This window comes from Mycobacterium gordonae (assembly GCF_017086405.1).
GTDB classification, from domain to species: Bacteria; Actinomycetota; Actinomycetes; order Mycobacteriales; family Mycobacteriaceae; genus Mycobacterium; species Mycobacterium gordonae_D.
This window is the reverse complement of sequence record NZ_CP070973.1, coordinates 2,121,385-2,147,421: the sequence shown is the minus strand read 5'-3', so window position 1 is coordinate 2,147,421 and position 26,037 is coordinate 2,121,385. Positions and strand designations below refer to the sequence as shown.

The window sequence follows — 26,037 nt, the reverse complement described above, 5'->3', positions numbered from 1 at the left end:
TGTTACCGTCGGACGCGTGCAATCCGGCGGCCTGCGAACTCCTCTGGGCGCCGTGGCGGCGGTCGCGCTGCTCCTGACCTCCGCCTGCGGTTCGGATCATCCGACATCGGCGTCCTCACTGGTCACCCCGACCACCCAGATAGCGGGCGCCGGAGTGCTGGGCAACGACCGCAAGCCCGACGAATCATGTGCGCGGGAAGCGGCCGCCCCTGACCCCGGTCCCCCGCGGCCGGCCCGCAACGCGGCCGGAGTAGTTCCGGGCGAGGCCCAGGTGCCGGCCGATCCCCAGCGCATCGTCGTGCTGTCCGGAGATCAACTCGACTCGCTGTGTGCACTCGGTCTGCAATCGCGGGTGGTCGCGGCGGCGGAGCCGGACGGATCGTCGAATCAGCCGTCGTATCTGGGCAAGGTGATTCACGACGTGCCGGGCGCCGGTGCGCGCAACGCACCGGACCTGAAGGCCATCGCCGCAGCCCGCCCCGACCTGATTCTGGGGTCGGTGGCGTGGACGCCGACGTTGTATCCGCAACTGGCGGCGATCGCGCCGACCGTGTTCACCGCGGCCCCGGGCGCGGCCTGGGAGGACAACTTGCGCGGCGTCGGCGCCGCGACGGCTCGCGGCGCTGCAGCTGAGGCGCTGATCACCGGCTTCCGGCAGCGCGCCAGAGATGTCGGCGCCAAACACGACGCACCCCATTTTCAGGTGTCGGTGGTTCAGCTGACCACCAGCGCGCTGCGGGTCTACGGGGCCAACAACTTTCCCGGCAGCGTCTTGGCAGCGGTCGGTGTGGACCGTCCCACGGCGCAGCGGTTCACCGACAAGCCCTACCTGGAATTCGGCGCCACCGACACCGACCTGAGCAAGAACCCCGACTTTTCCGCTGCCGACGGCGACATCATCTATGTGTCGTGCGCCTCCACCGCGGCCGCCGAGCGCGCGGCCACCGTCTTGGACAGCGCCCCCTGGCGCAAGCTGGGCGCCAACCGCGACAACCGGATCTTCGTGGTCAACGACGAGATCTGGCAGACCGGTGAGGGAATGATCGCGGCCCGCGGCATCGTTGATGACCTTCGTTGGATCAACGCACCCATCAACTGAGAGTGACCAGCGCAACGCCCCCGCAACTGGCGTGCAGACCGTTACCTTAGCTAACCTTTATCAGAGCGCAACCAATTCGCAGAGGATGATGATGAGCACCGTTTCCGCATACGCCGCCACGTCGGCTACCGAGCCGCTGAGCAAGACCACGATCGAACGCCGCGATCCCGGTCCGCACGATGTGGCCATCGACATCAAGTTTGCGGGAATCTGCCACTCCGACATCCACACCGTCAAAGCCGAATGGGGCGTACCGAACTATCCGGTGGTGCCCGGCCACGAGATCGCCGGCGTGGTCACTGCCGTCGGCTCAGCGGTGACCAAGCACCGAGTCGGAGACCACGTCGGCGTCGGCTGCATGGTCAACTCCTGCGGCCAGTGCACCAGCTGCCAGGCCGGGCTGGAGCAGTACTGCAAGAAGGGCGCCACCTTCACCTATAACTCCACCGACAAGGACGGCACCCCGACTCAGGGCGGTTACAGCCAGGCCGTCGTGGTGGACGAGAGCTTCGTCGTGCACATCCCCGAGTCGCTGCCGCTGGACGCCGCGGCCCCGCTGCTGTGCGCCGGCATCACCCTGTTCTCCCCGCTGCGGCACTGGAAAGCCGGCCAGGACACCCGCCTGGCTATCGTCGGCCTGGGCGGCCTGGGCCACATGGGCGTCAAGCTGGGCGCGGCGATGGGCTGCCAGGTGAGCGTACTGTCACAATCGCTGAAGAAGATGGAAGACGGATTGCGTTTGGGTGCAAGCGATTACTACGCAACTGCCGACCCGGACACCTTCAAGAAACTGCGTGGCAGCTTCGACCTGATCCTCAACACGGTCTCGGCGAACCTGGACCTGGGCCAGTACATGAACCTGCTCGACGTCGACGGCACCATGGTCGAACTCGGCATCCCCGAACACCCCATGGAAGTGCACGCATTCGCATTGGCCGCGGCGCGGCGCAGCCTGTCCGGTTCGAACATCGGCGGCATCGCCGAGACCCAGGAGATGCTCGACTTCTGCGCCGAACACCACGTGACGCCCGAAATCGAGGTCATCGCAGCCGATTACGTCAACGAGGCCTACGAACGGGTGCTGGCCAGTGACGTGCGCTACCGCTTCGTGATCGACATCTCGACGTTATAGGCCGGCCCGCAGCCGCGCCGCCACCTCTTCGGCCGCTTCGCCGTCCACGTCGCCGGGAATCACTTCGCTGACGTCGATGCCGGCCAGCGGCCACCCGGCGGCGGCGAGCGTGGCGGCCACCCGCCGGACGTTTTCCGGACCGGGGTCGCGCTGGGTCAATTCGGCGATCTGCCCGGCGATTTCGTTTCCGTCGATCACGCCGTCAGCGACAGCCGGCGACCCCTTCGCGGTGAGGTTGTCGATGACTTCCTTGAGCTGATCCGAGGTCAGGGGTGTGCTGCGCAACAACGCGAACAGCGGGACCCGATCGGGCCCGGGCACGCCTTCGGGATAGCCGGCCTGCAGCCAGCGGATCACCGAGCGAAAGAAGTGGGGGTGAGCGCCATCGTTACGGTCTTTCGTCACCCGCCCAGTGTCCCGAAAGCGACGCCGACGATGCCACTTCCGAAGGCGTCTGCGACGACAATTCATGCGTCGTTCACGACACGCACACGTGTGTCCAGTGGGCCGGACTTGTCGTCGCCGGTCTTTATCATCGCCCCGTGCAGACGGCTCCCGCGATAGCCCGGTCATGACCCGGCATGACCCCGGCATAACCCCGGTATGACAAGGGCCCTGATCGCCATCCCGCTGGTCGTCGCGGTGGGCGTCGGCATCGTCGAGCGCAGCCTCGCGGCCGGCGTCCTGGCGTTCTATCTGACAGCGCTGTGCGTGGTGCTGATCGGGTGGGCGGCCAACCGGGAATGGCCGCGGCGCGGGCGCCGCGGCACGACCTTGCACGAGATCGATGCCATGGACGGCGTCGAGTTCGAGAGCTACATCGCCACACGCCTGGGCCGTGCGGGCTGGGACGTCACATTCACCCCGCCGGTCGGCGACTATGGCGTCGACCTGGTCGCGCAGAAGGACGGCCACTACGTGGCGGTGCAGTGCAAGCGCTACGGCAAACCGGTCGGCATTTCAGCTGTCCAGGAGGTGGTGTCCGGGGCCCGCCACCACGGCTGTACCCGCAGCATCGTCGTCAGCAACCAGGAATTCACTCCTGCCGCAAGGCAATTGGCGCGTACCAACAACTGCCAGTTGATCGGCCGCACGGTCTTGCAGAGTTGGGTGCGGCCGCCGGAGCTGCGACCTTCTTAGAAGTCCCAGTCGTCATCCTCGGTGACCACGGCCTTGCGGATCACGTAGCTCGATCCCGACCCCGACCCCGACCCCGAGAAGTCTGGTTCTCAGCAGGCACCTGGTGAGGGCGGGGTAAACCGCTGTCACCAGCAAAAACCGCTATCCCCCGGCACCTGCAGATATCTGCAACTACCGAGCAAATGTGGGCAAAAGTGGGCACGGATGCCCGATACTAAGATTTTGGCTGATCAAGGCCCGCAATGGGACGGCGATGTTGTGGTGTTGCATCAGAGGTCTATGAGGTGCGGAGTGCGGTCGTCCTCGACTACGCCCCACCCGAAGGGACTTTCAGCGCCTTTGGCATTCGAGTCTGCGCGCTGCATCTCGATGAGACGGGTCCTACTTCATCCCACGGTGGCATGACACGGGCTACGCAGAGCCTCCCGGCGGTTGGAACCTGTACGATATTGACCACACAAAGCCACGCGAATTTGGTGGTGACGACTCCTTCGATAACCTTATCCCCGTTCCGTGCGTTTACACAATCAACAAATTACGCCGTGGTGGAACAACTTTGGGCGATATCGAGTCGACTGCACAGATACGAGGTGATCAGAGAATCATGTTCGAATTTCTGCGTGATTATCGTAACGCCACAATCGAGGTCCGGGATGTCATGGACGGGTTGGCGCTGACAAGTCGACTGCGCGAAGGCTTAACTGACACTGACATCCCTGCAGGCGTCCCACCCCAAGCGCGAGAGCTTTGGCGATGTACCGCTGGTGGATTCCTCATGCGCGATTTGAGATTTGGCATTTGTGGACTTGACTTGAATGATCCCGATGAGGCGAGGAGGGTGTCGGCGGATCGCGCCGAGTCCGGCTACGACGTCACCGAATCAGACTGGGTGATCGGCGAGTTCATCGGCGACACAGATATGCTGATACTCGACAATAATAACAATGCCGTGATATCGACCGGGTCCTACGCTCGGGAATTTTGGCATACCTTTACATCGCTTGAAGATGTCCTGAGAAAGTACATAGAGTATGCAGCAGAGAAATACTGGGAACGAGACAAGTAATAAACTGCCAACACCGTTATCGCATCCTCCAAGTCGGCGAAGGCGCATTTGCAGGCACCAGGGGGGTCACCAGTCGCCCTGCCGTCGGTCGGCCACCTTACGGTCGAGCATGGTGAAGTGCCAGCGAGTACCGGTGGCGAGTCCCAAAGTGACTGACCCCACCCCGTTATACAGTCGGGTTTGTTTGACCCGGATTAAATTGCCAGCGACAACGAGTACACGCGGTCACGAGGAGCCGAATCTCGAGACGATGCAGCTAGTGACCCTCGATAGTCAACAACCGACTGGGACACGTCGGCGGTATCGGTGAACTCAACGCCGGAAAGACCTTGCCACCATCGGCGGGAGAGGGGGGACCGTGACCGACACCGTGCTTGGAGCGATCGCATATAGCGAGCCAGGAGGCTGGGAGGGCATGTCCAGCGTGACGCTTTAGGGCAGTTCACTGACCGCAGGGCCGAGCTTTACGGGCAGGCCGACGATGCCCTGTACACCGAATACCTCCGGTGCCAGCGGGAATTGCGCGAGCAGTTCGGTGACGATGCGAACCGACTCATGCCAATCATCAACGGCAAGGAAGGCCTGTCCACTCTGGTGGCACCGGACTTCTTCCAGGTTCCGCTCCCGCGTCGCTGCTCCACCGACCGCGTGGTTGCCCTAATGTACAGCTGCTCGTGGGACGTCGAACTGGGACTGGCCGTCAAGTTCGTCAATGAGTCCATCGTCGAGGTCGGACCGCAGAACATCGTCCTCTAGCGAGCTGGCTTGCCGACCCACTCCAGCCACCAAACCTCACCTCTCCCGGCTGTCAACCACACCACGTTGGACCTCGGCGCAAGCATTAACGCATTGAGCTGATCTTTAGAAGTCCCAGTCCTCATCCTCGGTGACCACGGCCTTGCCGATCACATACGACGAGCCCGACCCGGAGAAGAAGTCGTGGTTCTCGTCGGCATTCGGTGAAAGCGCCGACAGGATCGCCGGGTTGACGTCGGTCTCGTCGCGCGGGAACAACGCCTCGTAGCCGAGGTTCATCAGCGCCTTGTTCGCGTTATAACGCAGGAACTTCTTGACGTCCTCGGTCAGCCCGACCTCGTCGTAGAGGTCCTGGGTGTACTCGACCTCGTTGTCGTACAGCTCGAACAGCAGTTCGTAGGTGTAGTCCTTGAGCTCGGCGCGCTTGGCTTCGTCCTCCATGGCCAGGCCGCGCTGGTACTTGTAGCCGATGTAGTAGCCGTGCACGGCCTCGTCGCGGATGATCAGCCGGATCATGTCGGCGGTGTTGGTCAGCTTGGCCCGGCTCGACCAGTACATCGGCAGGTAGAAACCGGAGTAGAACAGGAAGCTCTCCAACAGGGTGGAGGCCACCTTGCGCTTGAGCGGCTCGTCGCCGCGGTAGTACTGCAGCACGATCTCGGCCTTGCGTTGCAGGTTCGGGTTCTCCTCCGACCAGCGGAACGCGTCGTCGATTTCGGCGGTCGAGCACAGGGTGGAGAAGATCTGGCTGTAGCTCTTGGCGTGCACCGACTCCATGAACGCGATGTTGGTGTACACCGCCTCCTCGTGCGGAGTCAGCGCGTCAGGGATCAGGCTGACCGCGCCGACGGTGCCCTGGATGGTGTCCAGCATCGTCAGGCCGGTGAAGACGCGCATCGTCAGCTGCTTCTCGCTTGGGGTCAACGTTCCCCAGGACGGGATGTCATTGGAAACCGGCACCTTCTCGGGCAGCCAGAAATTGCCGGTCAACCGGTCCCAGACTTCCGCGTCTTTGTCGTCTTGCAGACGGTTCCAGTTGATCGCCGAAACGCGGTCGATCAGCTTTGCATTTCCACTCACCGAAACCCCACTTCACCAGGCCGATTTGGCTGCCGGCAGCGCCGGACGTGCTTAGAGCTCAAACACTACCCCTAGGGGCCGACAAGCCGGCGCAACACAATAAGTTGTGTTTTGCGGCGTGTCGCTATGTCACCGCGAGAATCAGCTCGGCGGCCTGTTGTGGCTGGTCCCAGTGCGGAAAATGGCCGCAATCGTCGAACCGGTGCAGGGTGGCGTCCGGGAACAGCTGCTGGGCGCGCGTAGCTTGGCGAGGTAGCGTCACCCGGTCGTTGCGACCCCAGCCGATGACCGCCCGTCCCCGCAACGACCCGGCCGGCGCGCCTTGCTGCTTGGGCCCGTGCACCAAAGCGTCCAGCGCCTCGTCGAGCTGGGTGGCGCGGGCGAAGCTGCGCAGTTCCTGCAACACCAGACCGGCCGGCAATCGCCACGGCTTGGCCGAAAACTGCAACAGCAGAGCCGTCCGACCGGCGCGGCTGCGGGTCAACGTGGGCAGCAATCGCTGGATGCGGCGCACCAACCCGATCGACGCGCCGACCGTCACGCCGAAGACCTTCAGTTCGCCATCGCTCCAGAAGCCGCCGGGATCCAGCGCCACCACCGTTCCGCCGTGACCGCGCCGGGCCAGCTCCAGCGCCATGCGAGCACCCATCGAACTGCCCACCACGTCGATATCACCGAGTTCGTGTTCGCGGATGAATGCCTCGACGGCGTCGGTCAACGACGCGATCGTGACCGGTTCCGCCAAGGGCGCACTGTCGCCGAACCCCGGCAGGTCCAGCGCGATCACATCCCGCTGCGCGGACAGCGCCGGTAACACCAAATCCCAATTGCGCCAACTGGATCCGAGCCCGTGCACCAGCAACAACGGCCGGCCCGCACCCGAGCGGACAAAATGCATCGACATGGCCGATCAGCTCTTGCCCGGGTTCAGAACCACTTTGGTCCAGCCTTGGTCGCGATTGTCGAAGTGCCGGTAGGCATCCGGCGCGTCGCCCAGAGCCAGATTGTGCGACACCAGCCGCGACGGCGTGGCCTTGTCGTGGTGGATCAGCTGGGCCAGCTGCCGGTTGTAGTTCTTGACGTTGGCCTGACCGGTCGCGATGGTCTGCCCCTTGAAGAAGAACGTGCCGAAATCGAATGCCATCTTGCCTTCTTTGGCCAAATCGTCTGCCGCGCCGGGGTCTTCGGGCACGAATACGCCTACGACGCCGATGCCGCCGGTCGGCCGCACCACATCCACCAGCGCGTTCATCGTCATATTCGAGCGTTCGGCGCCCGAGGAATCGTGGGCCTGGTAGCCGACCGCTTCCACGCCTCGGTCCACGCCCTGTCCCCCGGTCGCTTCCTTGAGGTACTCGACGGGATCCACCTGGCCCGAATTCACGGCGACGGCACCGAACTTCTCGGCCAACGCCAGACGTTCGGCGTTGTGGTCGACCACGAACACCTTTGCCGCTCCTTGGATTTCCGCCGAGTAGGCCGCCATCAGGCCGACCGGACCGGCACCCCAGACCGCTACGGTGTCCCCGGGCTGCAGCTTGGCCAGTCGGGTTCCATGCCAGCCGGTCGGAAAGATGTCGGCCAGCATCACATAGTCGTTTTCCTTGTCCACGCTGTCTTCCGGGAGGTGCAGCGCGTTGAAGTCGGCGAACGGCACTCGCAGGTACTCTGCCTGCCCCCCGCTATAGGGTCCCATGTTGGCGTAGCCGTAGGCGCCGCCGGCCACTCCGGGATTGACGGTGAGGCAAAAGCCGGTCAGCCCGCGCTGACAGTTTCCGCAGAAGCCGCAACCTATGTTGAACGGCAGACATACCCGGTCACCGGGCCGGCGACTTACGACCGCCGATCCGACTTCGACGATCTCGCCCAAATTTTCGTGCCCGATCACCGTGCCCGGTTCCAGATCGGTGCGGCCTTCGTACATATGCAGATCGGACCCGCAGATGTTGGTCGCGGTGATCCTGACGATGGCGTCGGTCGGTTGCTCGATCGCGGCGTCGGGAACTTCGTCGACCGACACCTCACGCGGCCCTTTGTAGACAACGGCTTTCATCCACGCCGGTTACCCAGGCAATACAAGTTCAATCGCGAGTCTCAGGATGCGGTGTCGATGATCTGCACCACGCCACCGGTCACCCCGGCGACGAACAACCGTCCGGTTGCCGCGTCGACGCCGACGGTATAGGGATTCTGGACTGTGGGAAAGCGTTGCACTTCACGTGGTTTCGCAGCACCCATGTCGTAGCCGACGACCTCGTTGGTTCCGGAGGACGCCACCCAGAGCCGGTCACGGGACCCGTCGTAGGCGATGCCGTAGGGGCCGCCAGGCTGCGCTACCGAGGCCACCTCGTGCGGCGTGGGCAGTGGTGTGAACACCCGCACCGCGTCGCCCCGGGTGTCCGCGGCGATCATCCGCCCGTGCCGGTCGGCGACCAGGTGGGTCGGCCCCGCCCCGGCCGGCGTGGAACCTACGATCGTCAGCCGCTCGGCGTCGTAGACGGTCAAATCGTTCTTGCGCACGTCCAGCACGCCCATCGACGTCCCGACCGGGGCCGTCCCGGCCGGCTGGACGGTGTTTGCGAAGACTTTGACGATCTGGTCACCGCGCAGCGCGACTACCGTTCCACCGTGTTCATTGGCGACGAACACCGTTCCGTTGGCCGCCGCGGCGGCGTCGTGCGGATGCTCACCGGTGCGGATCGCCGGCTGCGCCTTGCCTTGCGGCAGGTCGACGCGGATCAGCACGTCGGCGGTTTCGACCGGGACCAGCACCGGTCCCCCGGGACCGGCGAGTTGGAGGTGGCGGACGGCCCCCGGCAGCGATACCCGGCCGCGCACGTCGCCGGTGTCGGCATCGAGCAGCACCAGCTCGTCGGGCTCGCGAGTGGCGATGGCGACGATCCGGGTCTGCGCGTCGACGGCGACGCCCTCGGGTGAGCGTCCCACTGCGACCGTCCGACCCACGCTGGGGTCAATGGGCGGCGGCGCTTGCCGGGGTTCGGCAGCCGGTAGCAACCCTGCATCCGGCGGGCGACGGCCCTCGGTGGGCACACTGGACGACGCTGAACTCGACTGCGGCGCGCGATCGGGATGGCCACAGCCGGCGATCAAGAGCGCCGTCAAACCCACTGCATACAATCGCGTCCGCAAAGTCACGGTTGCGGGTACCCACTTCACGCGCGTTCAGCGGTGTTCCCGGTAGGGAGCAGAGCGATCATCGTGTCGACCAGCTCCTCGGCATCGGTATGCCACTTGTTCAGATCAAGATGTCCGCTCAAGTCCAGGCCCGTGATGCCGTGGGCGCTGGCCAACAACAGCGCTCCATATCGTTTCGCCTCTCCAGGACCGGTGATCCGACCGACGATGTCGAGAAACAGATGCGGCCGACTGCGACCGAGTGCGATCAGGGACAACAGCGCGGATCGCAACGCCGCCTCGGGGGAAGCGACACTGGCGGCCAAACCTTCCAGGACATCACCGAGTTCGTTCAACGCGTTCATCGCCAGCACGCCGAGCAGCGATTCCTTATCGGCGAAGTGGCGATACGCCGCCGAACGTGACACGCCGCTGCGGGCACCAACCTCACGCAGGGTCACCGCCTCGACTCCCCCGAGGTCGAGAAGCGCACCTGCCGCCTCGAGCAACGACCGGCGGGTCACCGCAGCGCTTTCCGCTCGAGTCATCACTTCGGAAAGCATAGGCCGTCAGTGCACTCTCCCACTGAAGAACTGGCCGTGGTGACCGGCGCGTCCACCGGGATGGGTGCCGCCACCGCCAAAGAATTGGCCCGCAGAGGCTTTCATGTGCTCGCCGGGGTACGCCGCGAAGTCGACGCGGACGCGCTGCGCGCTGACGGCATCGAGCCGCACATCCTGGACATCACCGTCGACTCCGATGTCAGGGCCATCGCCGATCGCGTTGCGCGGGACCAGCGACCACTCCGCGCGCTGATCAACAACGCCGGAATCGCGATCAACTCACCGGTCGAAACGTTGCCGGTAGCCCAGTGGCGCCGGTAGTTCGAGGTCAATCTGTTCGGGCACATCGCTGTCACCCAGGCGCTGTTGCCCGCACTTCTGCACAGTTGCGGCACCGTCGTGAACATCAGCTCCGTCGGCGGGAAGGTGGCCTTGCCGACCTACGGCGCGTACGCGGGATCGAAATTCGCCCTCGAGACGGCCAGCGACGGGTTGCGGCGCGAGGTCGCCGGCCTAGGGGTCAAGGTGGTGGTCGTCAAGCCCGGCGCCGTCAAGACGGCGATGCCGGAGCGAGGCATCGCGACCGCGGAGGAGCTGCAGGCCTCCATGGGTCCGGCCCAACTGGCGCGTTACGGCGACCTCATCGGCGCCGTCACCGCCCAGGCGCGATCATTCATCGAGACCGGCGTGTCAGCCGAACACGCCGCCAAGGTCATCGCCGAGGCCGCCACCGCGACTCGTCCCCGCACCCGCTACACCGTCGGACGCGACGCCGCGGTGCTGGTGCGGCTCAGCCGGGTGCTACCCGACCGAGTGCTGGACCGCATCGTGCGCCACAACCTCCGGTCGTTCGCCGAACGGTCGCCGACTTCGATTGGCGCAGAAGGTGTTTCGTCCTAGACGGCAACCTTCTTGCCGGCTCGCTTGCCCGACTTGCCGCGTAAGCCCAGGAACTGGTATTCCTCCGGCTTCACCGACCGGGTGGCCATCCAGTACTGCCAGGTGTAGCCACCCCACAACACGGTGTTCTTGCCGTGCTCGTCCAGATACCAGCTGCTGCAACCACCGCTGTTCCACACCGACCCGGACAGCTTCTCCTGCAGCTCTTCGTTGAAGCGGTCCTGCGCCGCACGGGTCGGCGCCAGCGCCCGGGCGCCCATCTTGTCGCACTTGGCGATCGCGTCGGCGACGTAGCGGATCTGCGACTCGATCATGAACACCACCGAGTTGTGGCCCAGTCCGGTGTTGGGGCCGAGCAGGAAGAACAGATTTGGCACGTCGGCGACGGTAATGCCGCGGTGCGCGCCGATGCCCTCGCGGTTCCACCGGTCCACCAGATCTTCACCGTGCTGGCCTTTGATCTGGACATAGGTGTAGGAGTCGGTGACATGGAAGCCGGTGGCGTACACGATCACGTCCGCCTGGCGCTCGCGGCCGTCGGCGGTGAGGATGCCGTTACGGGTGATTCGGGTGATACCCTCGGTGATCAACTCGGTCTTCGGGTCGGCCACCGCGCGATAGTAGGTCGACGAGTTCAGGATCCTCTTGCACCCGATGCGGTACTTCGGTGTCAGCTTGCGCCGCAGTTCGCGGTCCTTCACCGAGCGGCGAATGTTCCACTTGCAGTACGCCTCAATGAATTTCAGCGCATTGGGGTGCTTGGTCATGCCGAACGCGAGCGCTTCCTGGCCCCAGTAGATCGCCAGGCGCGCCAGCGCACGCAAGCCGGGGACATTCTCCATGGCGGTGCGCAGCGCCGGCGGGATCTCGGGATTGGACCGCGGCACCACCCACGGCGGGGTGCGCTGGTAGAGCTGGAGTTCGGCGACCTGCCCGACGATCTCGGGCACGATCTGAATCGCGCTGGCGCCGGTGCCGATGATCGCGACCCGCTTGCCGGTCAGGTCGACGCTGTGGTCCCATTCCGCGGAATGGAAAGCGGCACCGGCAAATTCGTCGCGACCCTCGATCTCCGGGACCGACGGGATGTGCAATGCGCCGGCTCCGGAGACCAGGAATTGCGCCACGTACTCCCGCCCGTCAACGGTGAACACATGCCAGCGGTACTCGTCGTCGTCCCAGTAGGCACGGTCGACGAGCGAATTGAACTCGATGTAGCGGCGCAGCCCGTACTTCTCGGTGACGCCCTTGAGATAGTCCCAGATCTCGGGTTGGAAGGAGAACGGGTTCCGCCAGTCCGGCTTGGGCTCGAAGGAGAACGAGTACAGATGCGACGGGATGTCGCACGCGCAGCCGGGGTAGCTGTTGTCGCGCCAGGTGCCGCCGACGTCATCGGCCTTCTCCAGAATGATGAAGTCCACGCCCTCCTTCTGCAGCGCAATGGCCATTCCGAGGCCGGAGAATCCGGTCCCGATGATCAGGGTGCGGGTGTGGGTCGGCTGTGACTGCGGTTTCTCGGCGGATTCGTTAGCCGAGGTCACGACGTCGGTCATGGTGGATCTTTCCTGTAGTGGCCGCTAGAGGGCGGGCGTGCTCATTGAGACGCAGATACCCAGTACCCGGGGTATCGGATATACCCGAGTGTCATGGAAACCCCGGACGATGTCAACGTTGCTGAGGCTCAGCTCACGGCAGGGCGGCCGGCAGCGCATCATGGATCGGCTTGTCCGGGTCCATTGCGATGCCCAGCGTTTCAGCGGTGCCCACGATGACGCCCATCATGATGGTCGTCAGCTGGCTGACGAACTGTTCGCGCGTCATCGACCGTGGGCTGTCGGGTTCGGGACCCAACCACCATTCGGTGGCCGATGCGGCGCACCCGAACGCCGAGAACGCGGCCAATTCCAGGGCGGCGGCGTCCAGCTCCATGTCCCGCAGTTCGTTGTCGAACATCTCGGCGATGGTCAGCGTGATCTCGCGGCCTTCGTTGAGGGTGCGGACCGTGGCCTTGGACTGGGCACTGGAGCTGCCCTGGATGAAGACCCGCATCACGTTAGGGTGCTGGTCAAGCAGGGTGACGAACTCCTCGACGGCCCGGTGGATCACCTGGCGGGCGGAGTCGGTGGCCAGGTTGATCGAGGGGAAGATCGCCGCCCACAGCATGTCGCGCAGCCGTTCCCCGATCGCCAGGAACAGGTCGGACTTGTCGGTGAAATGCCGGTAGATCTTCGGCTTTGCGGTGCCGGCCTCCTCGGCGATCTCCCGCACGCTCAACTCCGGTCCCAGCCGGTCGATGGCACGGAAAGCGGCGTCGACGATCTCGGCGCGCACCTTCTTGCGGTGTTCGCGCCAGCGCTCGCTGCGCGCGTCGACTTTCACGCCGGGCTTCGCGCTCGGGTGGGGTAAAGCGGGTCGAGGCATTCTCACCACGTAGAGAACCTTACCGCCTGGGAGCCGCTGACCTGCGCAGACCGGCATCCTGTGACAGCGGACGAGGGCATGGCCCACCCACGGCCGCAGCGGGCGCGTGGCCTCGGGCCTTGTCGACGAACCGCCAGCGGTCTGAAGATGACCTGGTGCCCGCTTCACGACGCCAAGGGGATCCGCCCGACAGAGACTCGCTGACCAAGTCCGCGTGGCGCGGCACGGGCGTGTTCCTGGTGTTGACGGCGGCTCTCAGCAGCGTCTTCTGGGCGTTGATCATCGCGACCGGTACCACCAATCGGCTCTACATCGGCGGGCTGATGTGGATGCCGGCGGTTGCGGCCATGATGTCCTGCCGGCTGTTGGGCCGTCCCCTGAGCGTGCTGGGCTGGCGCTGGAACGGCCGGTTCGCCGTGGTCGGTTACCTGATTCCGGTCGGGTATTGCCTGGCCGGGACGCTGGCGATCTGCGTCCTTGGACTCGGCGGATTTCCCGACACCGCCCACCTGCACCAGGTCGCCCAGTCGTTCGGGTTCGGCCGCCTACCCGATGGCGTTACCGTGGCGCTGCTGGTGGCCTTGGAGGGCTCTGCCGGAATGGTCTACAGCGTCGCCACCGCAGCGGGCGAGGAGCTGGGATGGCGCGGCTTCCTGGTGCCGGAACTGGCGCGGACGTTGTCGTTCACGCCGGTCGCCGCGCTTTCCGGCTTGGTCTGGGCAATGTGGCATTACCCGATTTTCTGGATGCTGTTCCCGCCTGAAAAGGGTGTGCCGGTGTGGTTCTCGCTGCCGACATTCACTGTTGCGGCGGTGGCGGTGAGCTTCGCGCAGGCATGGCTACGGCTTCGGACGGACAGCGTGTGGCCGCCCATCATGTTGCACGCGAGCCATAACGTGTGGATGCAGTCCATCTGCACACCGTTGATCACCGCGACGCAGTCCACCAAATGGGTTGTCGGCGAACCGGGATTGGTTTTCGTCTGGCTGTCAGCGTTGGTTGCGGCGGTGTTCTGGGCCAAACGGACCGAGCTCGCCGAAACGAAAGCCGCCTCGTCACCGTCGCTCAGCGATGGGCATTGACGATGACGAGCGGCCATCGGAATGACACAAGCGGCGCCGTCAGCAAGGCCAGCTGGTGAAAACGACCTGGGCGCCCACTGACATGTCGCCCGCCAATTCAAGTGCTTCGTCGGAAATGCTGCGGGTGAATACGTCGCTGGCGTGGTCGAGAGTACGAGCAGTGCTCATGGCATGGTCCCTTCACTGAGCCGAATCCCGGTCGCTGAGTCGGCAGAACTGTGGTGCTGAAATACCTTCTTGCGATCCGCAATACGAATCTCTACTGACCGCTATACGAATCCTTAAGGTGCGCTAAATATAACAGTCAGGACACCCCCGCGGTGTCCTCCGGACGGAGGATCTTCGTGTCCCCCGATCGGTGGACACCGCGGACTCCGTGTCGGTCTACCCTGATCGCGACGAGACGGACCCCTGGGACAGTGAGATGCAGGCAGACCACGAACGCTTGATTTCTCGCGCGGCGACAATTGACGAGCTGCTTTCGGATCGCTTCGAGCCGCTGCCGGGCCAGAAGAGCGATAGCGATCTGGCCGCCCGCCGCCTGGCCGCATGGTGCCGCTCGTCGGCAAGCGGAGACTGGACGCTATTGGCCAGGCGACTCGAGCGCGACGGATTGTCGTTGGCAAGCGTGCTGGCAAAGTTCGCCACGGTCCGCCGCAACCCTTCCCGGCCTGCGCCGTCCTGGATGCAAGACGCCGCCTGGATTGCCGCGGCGTTGAGTGAAGACACCGATGACGTAGCGAGAACTGTTGTGTCCGAGACGGATCGCCAGGCCTTCGAAGAACTGCTCGAACCTGTTGTCCGCCAGGCGGACGCGCGTCTATGGCAGGGCCTGGACCCGGCCGTCGGCGCCGCCCTGGGCCCGGGAGTGCGAGTGGGCTTGCGCCGCTGTCTGGTCGTCGAGCTGTCCAGACTCGCAGCCCCGGCGCTGTACGAGCGTTTCGTGCACGCTCGCCAAGGCGACGGTGCACCGTTACCGTCGGGTTCGACTGCCCGCTACGACGAGTTCATTGCCAACATGAGATCGGGCGGGCTGCGTCGGCTTTTCGACGACAAGCCAGTCCTGTTGCGGCTGATGGCGGCACTGACCCGGCAATGGCTCGAGTCCTCACGTGAGTTGCTCACCCGGCTCCATGACGATCTCCCCGCGATCCGACGCCAGCTGCTCGCACCCGGCGCCAGTGCCGATATCCGCAGCATCGATGGCAGCCTTTCCGATCCACACAACCTCGGCCGCACCGTGCGAGTCATCACCTTCGACGACGACCAACGGGTCGTCTACAAGCCCAAGGACCTGCGGGTGGACGCCGCCTGGCACTCGATGATCGATGAGCTCAACCCGAGGGCGCCCATCGCACTGAAAGCAGTCAGAGTTCTCGCATGCGACGGATATGGCTGGGCTGAATATGTTCGCCACCCGAGTTGTGCTGACGGCCAAGGCTTTCCGCGATTCTTTCGGCGCACCGGTGCATGGCTGGCGCTCTTCTACTGCTTCGCCGGCGTCGATATGCACCAGGAGAACGTCATCGCCGACGGCGACCACCCGGTACCCATCGATCTGGAAATGATTCTGCAGGCAGACCCATCGCCGGAGGTCAGCAGTGCCGCGGATCGGCCCGGCGTCGCCGTGGAGGCCGCCCACGCAGCGATCAACAATTCGGTCATGACGGTGGGCTTGCTTCCTGTGTACGGTTCGCAGTCCAACGAAATTTTCTCGATCGGCGGCATAGCCTCCGACTCGAAGTCACGCAGCGCACTCGCCTGGAGGGACATCAACACCGACGCCATGCGTCCGGAGCTGATTGCCCAGGCCGAGGCGACTCTGCCGAACCTGCCCCAGTTCGGGGGCCGATATGCCCTGCCGGGCGACTACGTCGACGATCTGGCGTCGGGCTTTCGTGACTACGCGACGTTCCTGCAACAGCAGCGCCCGGAAGATCTCTTCGGCCGATTCGCCGGTCTGACCGTGCGAAAGGTCCTGCGGCCCACGCGGTTCTACTACATGCTGCTCGAGCGGCTGCGAGATCACCGCGCGATGGATGATGGCGCGGTGTGGTCGGCTCAGGCGGATTTCACCGCCAGGCTCTCCGATTGGGAGCGGGACTCCGATCCCCTGTGGCCGTTGCAGTCCGCCGAGCGCGCCGCGATCGTGGAGCTGAATGTGCCGCATTTCGTGATGGGCAGCGACGGCAACGAGATCGCGGACGCGTTCGGGACGTCGGTCGCCACGACGGGTCCGTCGGGTCGGGATCGCGCGTGCGGGCGCCTACTGGATCTGGACGAGGCTCAGATCGCACGGCAAACCGAAGTGATCGAGGTCAGCACCGCCACGCTCAGGCGCCAGGTGCCCCGCTTGACACTCGCACCGCTGAACAACGACGGCAGCGCCGGCGCAACGAGCGAGGACGCGTTCCACGCGGCGGCCGAAGCGGCCGTGAAAACCCTGAGCCAGCATGCCTTTCACGGCAACTCCGACGCGGCATGGATCGGGCTGGACTGGCTGGGCGATAACGAGGTATCACAACTCGTCGCGCTCGGGCACGATCTCTACAACGGCACTTGCGGCATAGCCCTCTTCCTTGCCGCGCACGCGGCAGTCACAGGTTCGGCGTCCTCGCGCGACCTCGCCGTTGCGGCGCTGGCCGACCTTCGGGAACGGCTGCACGGTCGCAACCCGGGCCGCGTTGCCCGCTTGCTGGGCCTGGGTGGCGGCTTCGGACTGGGATCGATCGTGTACGGCCTGGCAGTCGTCGCGGACCTGCTCGGCGACAGCGGGCTGCTCGCGGACGCTCACCGGATAGCGGAGCTGGTCACCGACGAGCTCATCGCGGCCGATCGACAACTCGACGTCCTGGGCGGTAGCGCCGGCGCCATTCTGGGCTTACTTCGACTGCACCGGCAGACCGGCTCCGGCGACGCGCTCGCGCGCGCCATCCGCTGCGGCAAGCACCTGCTGGCCCAGAGCCGCGTCGGAGCACCCGCACAGCGCACCTGGCTCACGCCCGGATTCGCCCGCCCGATCAACGGGATGTCACACGGGGCGGCCGGCTTCGCCTACGCGTTGGCGTCGCTGTCCTCGGTCACCGGATCCGACGAATTCGCCGACGCGGCACGGGAATGCCTGGCCTTCGAGAACGCCTCCTTCGATGCGCAGCGAGGCAACTGGCCGGACTTGCGCAGCGACCCGGCGGCATGGCCCTGCAAGTGGTGCCATGGCGCTCCTGGCATCGGGCTGGCTCGCGCCGCAATGACCGGGTATGCCGTGGTGCCGGGTGACGTGTTGCGGACCGATATCGGCCACGCGCTCACCGCTACCGCTCGCGCATGGCCCGCCCCGACCGACACCCTGTGTTGCGGCACACTGGGCAGTGTCGAATTACTTTGGGAGGCAAGCGATGTGCTCGGCGACCATGCGCTGCGCGACCGTGCCTCGCAGTGGCTGTTGTCGGTTGTGCTCACCGCCCGGGAACGAGGAACGTATCGCTGGAGCAGCGGCACCAGCCAGTTCAACCTCGGCTTGTTCCGCGGCGTCGCAGGGGCGGGGTACACGTCGTTGCGGCGTGTAGCCCCGGCCCTTCCCAACGTCTTGATGTGGGAATGAACGATCCGGCCCGGGGGCACCGACTCTAGAGCATGCAGGACACGCAGCCCTCGACCTCGGTCCCTTCCAGTGCCATCTGCCGCAGCCGGATGTAGTACAGCGTCTTGATTCCCTTGCGCCAGGCGTAGATCTGCGCTTTATTGACGTCCCGCGTGGTGGCCGTGTCTTTGAAGAACAGCGTCAGCGACAGCCCCTGGTCCACGTGCTGGGTGGCCGCGGCGTAGGTGTCGATGATCTTCTCGTAGCCGATCTCGTACGCGTCCTGGTAGTACTGCAGGTTGTCGTTGGTCATGTAGGGCGCCGGGTAGTAGACCCGGCCGATCTTGCCTTCCTTACGGATCTCCACCTTGGACACGATCGGGTGGATCGACGACGTCGAGTGGTTGATGTAGGAGATCGACCCGGTCGGCGGCACCGCCTGCAAGTTCTGGTTGTAGATGCCGTGCGTCTGCACCGACTCCTTGAGCCGCTTCCAATCCTCTTGGTTCGGGATGCGGATACCCGCGTCGGCGAAGAGCTGGCGCACCTTATCGGTCGCCGGCTCCCACACCTGCTCGGTGTACTTGTCGAAGAACTCCCCCGAGGCGTACTTGGACCGCTCGAAACCCTTGAAGCGGGTGCCGCGTTCGATCGCGATGCCGTTGGAGGCGCGCAGCGCATGGTAGAGCACCGTGTAGAAGTAGATGTTGGTGAAGTCGACGCCTTCTTCGGAGCCGTAGAAGATCTGCTCGCGGGCGAGGTAGCCGTGCAGGTTCATCTGCCCCAGCCCGATCGCGTGAGAGTCGTTGTTGCCCTGCTCGATTGATGGCACCGAGGTGATGTGGGTCTGGTCGCTCACCGCGGTCAGCGCGCGGATCGCCACCTCGATGGTCTGCGCGAAGTCCGGCGAGTCCATCGTCTTGGCGATGTTCAGCGACCCGAGGTTGCACGAGATGTCTTTGCCCACTTTGGCGTATGACAAGTCGTCGTTGAACAACGACGGCGTGGACACCTGAAGGATCTCCGAGCACAGGTTCGAGTGCGTGATCTTGCCCTCGATGGGGTTTGCCCGGTTCACCGTGTCCTCGAACATGATGTAGGGGTAGCCGGACTCGAACTGCAACTCGGCCAGCGTCTGGAAGAACTCGCGGGCCTTAATCTTGGTTTTGCGGATACGCCCGTCATCGACCATCTCGTAGTACTTTTCGGTGACCGAGATGTCGGCGAATGCCATGCCGTAGACCCGTTCGACGTCATACGGCGAGAACAGGTACATGTCCTCGTTCTTCTTGGCCAGCTCGAAGGTGATGTCGGGGATCACCACACCCAGGCTCAGTGTCTTGATCCGGATCTTCTCGTCGGCGTTCTCCCGCTTGGTGTCCAGGAAGCGGTAGATGTCGGGGTGATGGGCGTTGAGGTACACCGCGCCGGCGCCTTGGCGCGCTCCCAACTGGTTCGCATAAGAGAAGGAGTCCTCGAGCAGCTTCATGATCGGGATGACCCCCGAGGACTGGTTCTCGATGTTCTTGATCGGCGCGCCGTGCTCGCGGATATTGCTCAGCAGCAAGGCAACTCCCCCACCGCGCTTGGACAGCTGCAGCGCGGAGTTGATGGATCGCCCGATCGACTCCATGTTGTCCTCGATGCGCAGCAAAAAGCAGCTCACCGGCTCGCCGCGCTGTTTCTTACCCGAGTTCAGGAAGGTCGGGGTGGCCGGCTGGAAACGGCCGTCGATGATCTCGTCTACCAGCTTCTCGGCCAGTCCGGTGTCGCCAGCGGCCAGAGTCAGCGAGACCATCACGACGCGGTCCTCGAAACGCTCGAGGTAGCGCTTCCCGTCGAAGGTCTTCAGCGTGTAGGACGTGTAGTACTTGAACGCGCCCAAAAACGTCGGGAAGCGGAACTTCTTGGCGTAGGCGCGGTCGAGCAAACTCTTGACGAAATTACGCGAGTACTGGTCGAGAACCTCTCTCTCGTAGTAGTTCTCGCGAATCAGGTAGTCGAGTTTCTCGTCCTGGTTGTGGAAGAAGACCGTGTTCTGGTTGACGTGCTCGAGGAAGTACTGGCGTGCGGCGAGTACGTCCTTGTCGAACTGAATCTTGCCGTCCGCGTCGTACAGATTCAGCCTCGCGTTCAGCGCGTGGTAGTCCGTTTCATCGGGCAACCCGTGCACGCCGGCGGTTACAGGCTCTGCAATGACGGTTGGTGGCACGTCTGTTCCTTCCAATATTGAGCCCAGAATTGAGCGAGGCCCGCGCGAACGGCGGCCACGTCGTCCTCGGTGCCCATGAGTTCGAACCGGTAGAGGTACGGAACACCGCATTTGCGGGAGATCACGTTGCCCGCGTAGGCGAATTCGGCACCGAAGTTGTTGTTTCCAGCGGCGATGACGCCGCGGATCAGTGAGCGGTTGTGCTCGTTGTTCAAGAAGGCGATGACCTGCTTGGGTACGTAGCCGCCGTCATTGATGTTCGGGGTAGCCCGGCCGCCGCCGTACGTGGGCAGCACCAGCACGTACGGTTCGTCGACCTCGATGCGGCCATGCAGCGGTATCCGCGTGGCGGGAACACCCAGCTTCTGCACGAAGCGATGGGTGTTCTCCGACACTGAGGAGAAATACACCAGGTTGCGCACCGCGATCTCTGAGACGTCCATCGCGCACGCAACCCTTCCTCAGTCTGTTCGTCTGCCGTACTAGGCGCTCATCGCCGTTTCGGCGAGCGCCTTGATGCGGTCGGGCCGGAAACCCGACCAGTGGGCGTTGTCGGCCACCACCACGGGCGCCTGCAGGTAGCCGAGCGCCATCACGTAGTCGCGCGCCTCGGGGTCCAGGGTGATGTCTACCTTCCGGTAGTCGATGCCCTGCTTGTCCAGCGCCTTGTAGGTGGCGACGCACTGCACGCAGGCGGGCTTGCTGTAAACGGTGATGCTCATGGCTGTACCGCTCCTTTGCGGGGAAGAGTGGACGGGGATGGGCTAAGAATGGGCAACGACTGGATTGGTACCGCCGCGCTATATTCAGCGCCCCGGCGAGCCCCCAGATTCCCATCGTGCGGACGCTGGCTTCGAGCTGACCTGGCTCGACATGCGCGCTGCGATTCCGGGAAGTTCATCGCGCCCCGCCTGGCGGTTGGGACCTGATCGGGACTAGGTGAACCTGGGATCTGCCGGTGCTTGGAAACACTACACCTAGGGGGTGACAACATGAAGAGGTACAAGATGTTCTGAATAACATTTCTGAAATTCGCAGGTCGTAAGCCGTGTCGCGCGTGTCGCCCGGGCGTGTCGCAGATCACAAAATCGCGGCTCTGGCATCTCCGCGCGAGCGTGCAGGTAGGCATGGAACAGAGATATATCAGCGACCACCGACAACCCCGCCCGCGCGGCCGCTCCCGCCGCTACCAGCAAAGCCGCCGGCGAGAGCGCCGACGGCCTTGAGGAGAGAATTGGGCCGGCCCCAGCGGCGCGATGCAAACGGTTCAGCCAACCTCTGCGGCGAGCTTGCCGATCACGTCGCGCACGCTCGCCGACAACTCGGCGTGGTCTGCGGGTGCGCTGCCACCCAGGGTCTGCAACGGCACCGAGAGCTTGATCGCGTCGCTCACCCGGGCCCCGGCGATACCGAACGACTTGCGGGTTTCGTCGTGCGCCCACACTCCGCCGTACCGCCCCATCGAGCCGCCGATCACCGCCAACGGCTTGCCCTTCAACGCACCGTCGCCGAAAGGACGAGAGAGCCAGTCGATGGCATTCTTCACGACGGCGGGAATGGTCCCGTTGTACTCGGGCGTGATCACCAGGGCGGCGTCGGCATCGGCGGCCGCAGCCCGCAACGCCACCGCCTGGGCCGGCGCTCGGTCAAGTTCGCTGTTCATCGCATCGTCGATGTCCTCGTTGTAGAAGGGGATCTCGCCCAGCCCTTCAAACACCGCGACAGTGACCCCTTCGGGGGCCAACTGGGCAGCCAGGTCGGCGATCTGCCGGTTGACCGACCCCGCGCGCAGGCTGCCCACCAGGGCCAAGATCTTGATTTCAGCCACTTCCAGTCCCCTTCGGTTGTTGTCTACATCTTTGCACCGATCAAGCGGACTGCAGTCCGTTTTATTCCACGCGGGTTAAAGTTCAAGAGTGGGCAGAGTCGACGAGCCGGGTGAATTGCGGCTGTCTGCCCTCGAAGACCTCACCACCGAACCGCTGCCGGAACGAAGCGACGCCGCGCGAAACCGCGCGTTGCTGCTGGGCGCGGCGCGTCAGCTGGTGGCCCAACGCGGCGCCCACGCCGTAACCATGGACGACATCGCCGCCGCCGCCGGCGTCGGCAAGGGAACCTTGTTCCGCCGGTTCGGCAGCCGATCGGGTCTCATGCTGGTGCTGCTCGACGAAGACGAGAAGGCCAGCCAACAGTCATTTCTCTTCGGCCCACCGCCGCTGGGCCCGGATGCGCCGCCGTTGGAGAGGCTCATTGCCTTCGGCCGGGAACGCATCCAGTTCGCGCACACCCACCACGAGCTGATGTCGGCGGCAAGTCGAGACCCGCACATGCGCCATGTGGGCGCCGCCGTCGTGCTGCGCACCCACGTACGGATGCTGTTGCAAGCCGCGCACACGACGGGAGACCTCGACATCCAGACCGACGCGCTGCTGGCGCTGCTCGACGTCGGCTATGTCGAGCACCAGATCACGCAGCGCGGCCACACCCCACAGACATTGGGCGAGGCGTGGGCGAGCCTGGCCCGCAAGCTCTGCGGAAGCTGAGCGCGGACGTGACGCGCTGGGTCCTGCACGTCGACCTCGACCAGTTCCTCGCCGCCGTCGAACTGCGCCGCCATCCCGAACTGGTGGGCCTGCCGGTCATCGTGGGCGGCAGCGGTGACCCCACCGAAGCTCGCAAAGTCGTCACCTGCGCGTCCTACGAAGCCCGCGCGTTCGGCGTGCATGCCGGCATGCCGTTGCGCGCCGCGGCACGCCGCTGCCCGGACGCCACGTTCCTTGCCTCCGATTCCGCCGCCTACGACGAGGCCTCCGAGCAGGTGATGGAACTGCTGCGCGACCTAGGCCATCCCGTCGAAGTGTGGGGATGGGACGAGGCGTATGTCGCGGTGCCCGCCGACCCTGTCCCGGTCGCCGAGACCATCCGCACCACCGTCGCGGCGCAGACCGGATTGTCCTGCTCGGTGGGCATCAGTGACAACAAGCAACGCGCCAAAGTCGCCACCGACTTCGCCAAACCCGCCGGGGTGTTCACCCTCACCGACGCCAACTGGATGACCCTGATGGCCGACCGGCCCGTCGACGCGCTCTGGGGCGTCGGCCCCAAAACATCGAAAAGGCTTGCTGCCCTTGATATCACCACGGTGGGACAACTTGCCGGCACCGACGGCGAGCTGTTGACGTCGACGTTCGGCCCACGCACCGGACTGTGGTTGCTCCTGCTGGCGAAGGGCGGTGGAGACACGACCGTCAGTGCGCAGCCGTGGGTACCGCGCTCCCGCAGCCATGTCGTCACGTTCCCGCGCGACCTCACCGATCGCGCCGAAATAGACTCGGCGGTCAAGGATTTGGCCCTGCGAGCGCTCCAGGACGTGGTGGCCGAGCAGCGGATCGTGACGCGGGTGGCGATCACCGTCCGGACCGCGACCTTCCACACCCGCACCAAGATCCGCAAACTGGACGCTCCGTCCATCGAGTCCGACGTCATCACTGCAGCCACCCTGCGCGTCCTGGACCTGTTCGAGCTCGACCGCCCCATCCGGCTGCTCGGGGTGCGCCTGGAACTCAAAATGCCGTCCTGACCCCGACATTGCACGACCTCGGAGAGGTTCGAATCATCGAAAGCCCAGAACACACAGGTGCTTCGCGTCAGTCCAAAGGTGGCCGCAAGACGGCAGCGCCGTATCGTTGACAGGCCAACAGCGCGACTTCGACGTTGCGCTTGTCATCGATGGGACGCCCGCGCCGTGCGACAGCCCGCTGTAGGTCACTCTTGACGGTCTCGAGGCGCAGGCGGAGTTCCTCTGCGACCCGGTAGGGCCGACCGAAATTGAGATAGTTCCGCAATACCTCACGCAGGCGGGCATCGTCGTCGGTGTCGGACGCCAATGGACCGAGGACGTCGGCCACCCACCCACGCGTCTCCTCGACGTCCGCGTCCAGCAGAGCAGCGGAGACAATGCCGGCATCGGTCGCCGCGACTACCACATTCGACTGGCCGATGCCCTGCCCAGCGGCCGTGCGCGCGCGCTGCGCCTGGCGGTGAGACCGACGGAATCCTTCGACTCCGCAGCCCATCAGCCCGATCGCAAGGTTGGGCGCATGAGTCCGTAGGCGGACGAATTCGCGGATGTTCCCGACGGCGTTCCCCGGCACCCGGTGGTAGGGCAACCACACCCACGAAGCCGTCCGATCGGTGTCGACCAGCAGTGGGCTTGCCGTGCTCTCAGCGACAACCGCCAACGCGCGAACGAAGTCCCACCGGCTCGCGAGCCGGTCGTGTGCCGCATCCACGCTGGGGTACCACACGACGAGCGCCAAATGCTCCCAGGCCAGCGGATAGCCGATGGCCAGGGAAACCGCCTCGGTGTCAACCACTTTGGCTCCATCGAGCACCTCTCGAATCTGGGCCTCGCCGGCGATGCGCCGAGCCGCCAGTCGTAGCCGGTGTTCGCCCTGGTAGGCCGCAAGCGCCTGCTGCGACAGTACGTCGACGTACTTCGACAGCGTCCTGGTGAGGGTTTCGATCACCGCGACCTGGGACTCGGGCGCCAGGCCGGCGGCCTGCAGCTCGGCGACCACCACCTCGCCCAACCGACGCTGCCCGAGCCGGTGAGCGCGCAGCATCGCTTTGATCGGAATATCTTGGCGGGCAAGAGCTCGGGCATATTCGGTATGTGTTGGAGGTACCACGATCTGCGTGGCGTCGATGTCCTGAAGCAGAGCACGGAATATCGTCTGGAGCTGGTCGCGCATTGCGGCACGCATCAACTCGCGCATCGTGTCGTCGCGGGGAAGCTCCGGAGCATCGTCCTGGGCCGCGGTACAGAGCACGTCACTGATGGCGGCGGCCTGCTCGTCGAGTCGGGCAACAATCCTTATGACGTCGCTGTGCACGCCAACCTCCGCCGAAATGTGTCGGCCCCCGCCTAGACGGTAGATGTCCGGTGGGCGTAACGGGAAGCGAACCGCCACTTACGGCGTGCTAGCGCTCCAGTCGCGGCGGCGCCGGACGCAACGCGCGCGTGAAGATCGCATTGACCTGGCGCATCGCCACACTGTAGGGCCACCACGCCAGCCGTTTGAAGAGGTACAGTGCGCGGATGTCCTGCGAGGTGTAGATCAGATAGCGCTTCTTCGCGACCCCGGCCAGGATCTTCTCGGCGGCCCTCTCCGGCGAGACGGCATGGCCGCTGAACCGGTCCACCCAGCGCGCGACGTGTGGATCTTCACGGTCGACGCCGGCGATCTCGACGGTGTTGACCAACGGAGTCTGCACTGCGCCGGGCACTACCACCGACACCGCGATGCGGTGCCGGGCCAAGTCGAAGCGCAGCACCTCGGACAAGCCGCGCAGTCCGTACTTGCTGGCGCTGTACGCGGCATGCCATGGCAGCGCGACAATCCCAGCAGCCGAAGAGACGTTGACCACGTGCCCGCCCTGGCGAGCCGCGATCATCTGGGGGACGAAGGACTCGATCACATGAATGGGGCCCATCAGATTGATCGAGATCATCTTTTCCCATTGCTGATGGGTCAACCGGTCGACGGTCCCCCATGCCGAGACACCGGCGATGTTGAGCACGACGTCCATGCTGGAATGCCCCGCATGGATGTCGGCCGCGAACGCGGCCACCTCGTCGTAGTTGGCGATGTCCAACACCCGGTGGGCGGGCACCTGTGCGCCCAGTGCCCGGGCGTCCGCCACGGTCTGCGCCAAGCCGCCGTCGTCACGGTCGGTGAGGTATAACTCGGCGCCGTGGGCCGCCAGCCGAAGCGCGGTGGCGCGGCCGATGCCACTGGCCGCGCCGGTCACGAAACACCGCTTTCCGGCGAAATACTCCGCGGAGCCGCTCTGCACCATGGTCGGAAC

At 64.8% G+C, this 26,037-nt stretch carries 23 protein-coding genes and 2 pseudogenes; 10 read left to right on the top strand and 15 right to left on the bottom strand.

Annotated elements, in window-relative coordinates:
• Positions 1 to 31 precede the first annotated feature (31 nt).
• Together JX552_RS09360 and JX552_RS09355 are read left to right on the top strand one after the other, a co-directional pair.
• Positions 32 to 1,099: an iron-siderophore ABC transporter substrate-binding protein gene (locus tag JX552_RS09360; protein WP_431195972.1), complete on the top strand. Its 1,068-nt coding sequence runs from the start codon at positions 32 to 34 to the stop codon at positions 1,097 to 1,099.
• Between the two features lie 91 nt (positions 1,100 to 1,190).
• On the top strand, positions 1,191 to 2,231 hold the full coding sequence (locus tag JX552_RS09355) for an NAD(P)-dependent alcohol dehydrogenase (RefSeq protein ID WP_205877067.1): 1,041 nt from the start codon (positions 1,191 to 1,193) through the stop codon (positions 2,229 to 2,231).
• On the opposite strand, the gene JX552_RS09350 is transcribed toward JX552_RS09355, so the two are convergent.
• On the bottom strand, positions 2,226 to 2,636 hold the full coding sequence (locus JX552_RS09350) for a DUF3349 domain-containing protein (RefSeq protein ID WP_241010984.1): 411 nt from the start codon (positions 2,634 to 2,636) through the stop codon (positions 2,226 to 2,228). The genes JX552_RS09355 and JX552_RS09350 overlap by 6 nt on opposite strands.
• Positions 2,637 to 2,834: 198 nt before the next feature.
• Between JX552_RS09350 and JX552_RS09345 the strand changes: the two genes are divergently transcribed.
• The gene (locus JX552_RS09345; protein WP_205877065.1) at positions 2,835 to 3,371 is read left to right on the top strand and encodes a restriction endonuclease; all 537 of its coding nucleotides are present in this window, start codon (positions 2,835 to 2,837) and stop codon (positions 3,369 to 3,371) included.
• On the opposite strand, the pseudogene JX552_RS32105 reads toward JX552_RS09345, so the two are convergent.
• Positions 3,368 to 3,436 (bottom strand): annotated as a pseudogene (locus JX552_RS32105) (hypothetical protein); the annotation flags it as partial. The gene JX552_RS09345 and the pseudogene JX552_RS32105 sit on opposite strands and share 4 nt — an antisense overlap.
• A gap of 539 nt (positions 3,437 to 3,975) precedes the next feature.
• Between JX552_RS32105 and JX552_RS09335 the strand changes: the two are divergent.
• Together JX552_RS09335 and JX552_RS34055 are read left to right on the top strand one after the other, a co-directional pair.
• Positions 3,976 to 4,437, top strand: coding sequence for a hypothetical protein (locus JX552_RS09335; RefSeq protein ID WP_205877064.1), 462 nt, complete (start codon positions 3,976 to 3,978; stop codon positions 4,435 to 4,437).
• A 405-nt stretch (positions 4,438 to 4,842) separates the two neighbouring features.
• Complete coding sequence (locus tag JX552_RS34055; RefSeq protein WP_431195971.1) at positions 4,843 to 5,193, top strand: DUF6985 domain-containing protein; 351 nt, start codon at positions 4,843 to 4,845, stop codon at positions 5,191 to 5,193.
• Positions 5,194 to 5,298: 105 nt separating this feature from the next.
• On the opposite strand, the gene nrdF is transcribed toward JX552_RS34055, so the two are convergent.
• From nrdF to JX552_RS09305, 5 genes are all read right to left on the bottom strand, one after another.
• Complete coding sequence (nrdF, locus tag JX552_RS09325; protein WP_205877063.1) at positions 5,299 to 6,273, bottom strand: class 1b ribonucleoside-diphosphate reductase subunit beta; 975 nt, start codon at positions 6,271 to 6,273, stop codon at positions 5,299 to 5,301.
• 124 nt (positions 6,274 to 6,397) lie between these two features.
• Positions 6,398 to 7,177, bottom strand: coding sequence for an alpha/beta fold hydrolase (locus tag JX552_RS09320; RefSeq protein WP_205877062.1), 780 nt, complete (start codon positions 7,175 to 7,177; stop codon positions 6,398 to 6,400).
• A gap of 6 nt (positions 7,178 to 7,183) precedes the next feature.
• Positions 7,184 to 8,326 carry a glutathione-independent formaldehyde dehydrogenase gene (locus JX552_RS09315; protein ID WP_205877061.1) on the bottom strand — a complete coding sequence of 381 codons (1,143 nt, stop codon included), beginning with the start codon at positions 8,324 to 8,326 and terminating at the stop codon, positions 7,184 to 7,186.
• A gap of 41 nt (positions 8,327 to 8,367) precedes the next feature.
• Complete coding sequence (locus tag JX552_RS09310) at positions 8,368 to 9,219, bottom strand: YncE family protein (protein ID WP_241010982.1); 852 nt, start codon at positions 9,217 to 9,219, stop codon at positions 8,368 to 8,370.
• 227 nt (positions 9,220 to 9,446) lie between these two features.
• Entirely contained in the window at positions 9,447 to 9,956 is a 510-nt protein-coding gene (locus JX552_RS09305; protein WP_346779300.1) for a TetR/AcrR family transcriptional regulator, read from the bottom strand.
• 24 nt (positions 9,957 to 9,980) lie between these two features.
• Here JX552_RS09305 and JX552_RS09300 point away from each other — a divergent pair.
• A pseudogene (locus tag JX552_RS09300) lies at positions 9,981 to 10,871 on the top strand (SDR family NAD(P)-dependent oxidoreductase).
• Here the strand turns inward: JX552_RS09300 and JX552_RS09295 are convergent.
• Positions 10,868 to 12,424 carry a flavin-containing monooxygenase gene (locus JX552_RS09295; protein ID WP_205877059.1) on the bottom strand — a complete coding sequence of 519 codons (1,557 nt, stop codon included), beginning with the start codon at positions 12,422 to 12,424 and terminating at the stop codon, positions 10,868 to 10,870. The pseudogene JX552_RS09300 and the gene JX552_RS09295 overlap by 4 nt on opposite strands.
• 133 nt (positions 12,425 to 12,557) lie before the next feature.
• Positions 12,558 to 13,301 carry a TetR/AcrR family transcriptional regulator gene (locus tag JX552_RS09290; RefSeq protein ID WP_205877058.1) on the bottom strand — a complete coding sequence of 248 codons (744 nt, stop codon included), beginning with the start codon at positions 13,299 to 13,301 and terminating at the stop codon, positions 12,558 to 12,560.
• Between the two features lie 146 nt (positions 13,302 to 13,447).
• Between JX552_RS09290 and JX552_RS09285 the strand changes: the two genes are divergently transcribed.
• Positions 13,448 to 14,374: a CPBP family intramembrane glutamic endopeptidase gene (locus JX552_RS09285; RefSeq protein ID WP_205877057.1), complete on the top strand. Its 927-nt coding sequence runs from the start codon at positions 13,448 to 13,450 to the stop codon at positions 14,372 to 14,374.
• 376 nt (positions 14,375 to 14,750) lie between these two features.
• Positions 14,751 to 17,975 (top strand): type 2 lanthipeptide synthetase LanM family protein, encoded by a 3,225-nt coding sequence (locus JX552_RS09280; RefSeq protein WP_205877056.1) that lies wholly within the window; start codon positions 14,751 to 14,753, stop codon positions 17,973 to 17,975.
• A gap of 25 nt (positions 17,976 to 18,000) precedes the next feature.
• On the opposite strand, the gene nrdE is transcribed toward JX552_RS09280, so the two are convergent.
• The 4 genes from nrdE to JX552_RS09260 form a co-directional block, all read right to left on the bottom strand.
• On the bottom strand, positions 18,001 to 20,166 hold the full coding sequence (gene nrdE, locus JX552_RS09275; protein WP_205877055.1) for a class 1b ribonucleoside-diphosphate reductase subunit alpha: 2,166 nt from the start codon (positions 20,164 to 20,166) through the stop codon (positions 18,001 to 18,003).
• Entirely contained in the window at positions 20,136 to 20,609 is a 474-nt protein-coding gene (nrdI, locus tag JX552_RS09270; RefSeq protein ID WP_205877054.1) for a class Ib ribonucleoside-diphosphate reductase assembly flavoprotein NrdI, read from the bottom strand. The genes nrdE and nrdI overlap by 31 nt, the downstream gene beginning before the upstream one ends.
• A gap of 39 nt (positions 20,610 to 20,648) precedes the next feature.
• Positions 20,649 to 20,888, bottom strand: a complete 240-nt coding sequence (locus JX552_RS09265; RefSeq protein ID WP_205877053.1) for a redoxin NrdH — start codon at positions 20,886 to 20,888, stop codon at positions 20,649 to 20,651.
• Positions 20,889 to 21,433: 545 nt separating this feature from the next.
• Positions 21,434 to 21,994 carry an NAD(P)H-dependent oxidoreductase gene (locus JX552_RS09260; protein WP_205877052.1) on the bottom strand — a complete coding sequence of 187 codons (561 nt, stop codon included), beginning with the start codon at positions 21,992 to 21,994 and terminating at the stop codon, positions 21,434 to 21,436.
• 115 nt (positions 21,995 to 22,109) lie between these two features.
• Here JX552_RS09260 and JX552_RS09255 point away from each other — a divergent pair, with 115 nt between their 5' ends.
• Together JX552_RS09255 and JX552_RS09250 are read left to right on the top strand one after the other, a co-directional pair.
• On the top strand, positions 22,110 to 22,709 hold the full coding sequence (locus JX552_RS09255) for a TetR/AcrR family transcriptional regulator (RefSeq protein ID WP_205878339.1): 600 nt from the start codon (positions 22,110 to 22,112) through the stop codon (positions 22,707 to 22,709).
• Positions 22,706 to 23,746, top strand: coding sequence for a DNA polymerase IV (locus JX552_RS09250; protein ID WP_205878338.1), 1,041 nt, complete (start codon positions 22,706 to 22,708; stop codon positions 23,744 to 23,746). The genes JX552_RS09255 and JX552_RS09250 overlap by 4 nt, the downstream gene beginning before the upstream one ends.
• Before the next feature lie 67 nt (positions 23,747 to 23,813).
• Here JX552_RS09250 and JX552_RS09245 read toward each other — a convergent pair whose 3' ends face one another.
• Positions 23,814 to 25,139, bottom strand: coding sequence for an RsbRD N-terminal domain-containing protein (locus tag JX552_RS09245; protein ID WP_205877051.1), 1,326 nt, complete (start codon positions 25,137 to 25,139; stop codon positions 23,814 to 23,816).
• A gap of 10 nt (positions 25,140 to 25,149) precedes the next feature.
• Positions 25,150 to 26,028 carry an SDR family oxidoreductase gene (locus JX552_RS09240; RefSeq protein ID WP_205877050.1) on the bottom strand — a complete coding sequence of 293 codons (879 nt, stop codon included), beginning with the start codon at positions 26,026 to 26,028 and terminating at the stop codon, positions 25,150 to 25,152.
• Between the last annotated feature and the right edge of the window lie 9 nt (positions 26,029 to 26,037).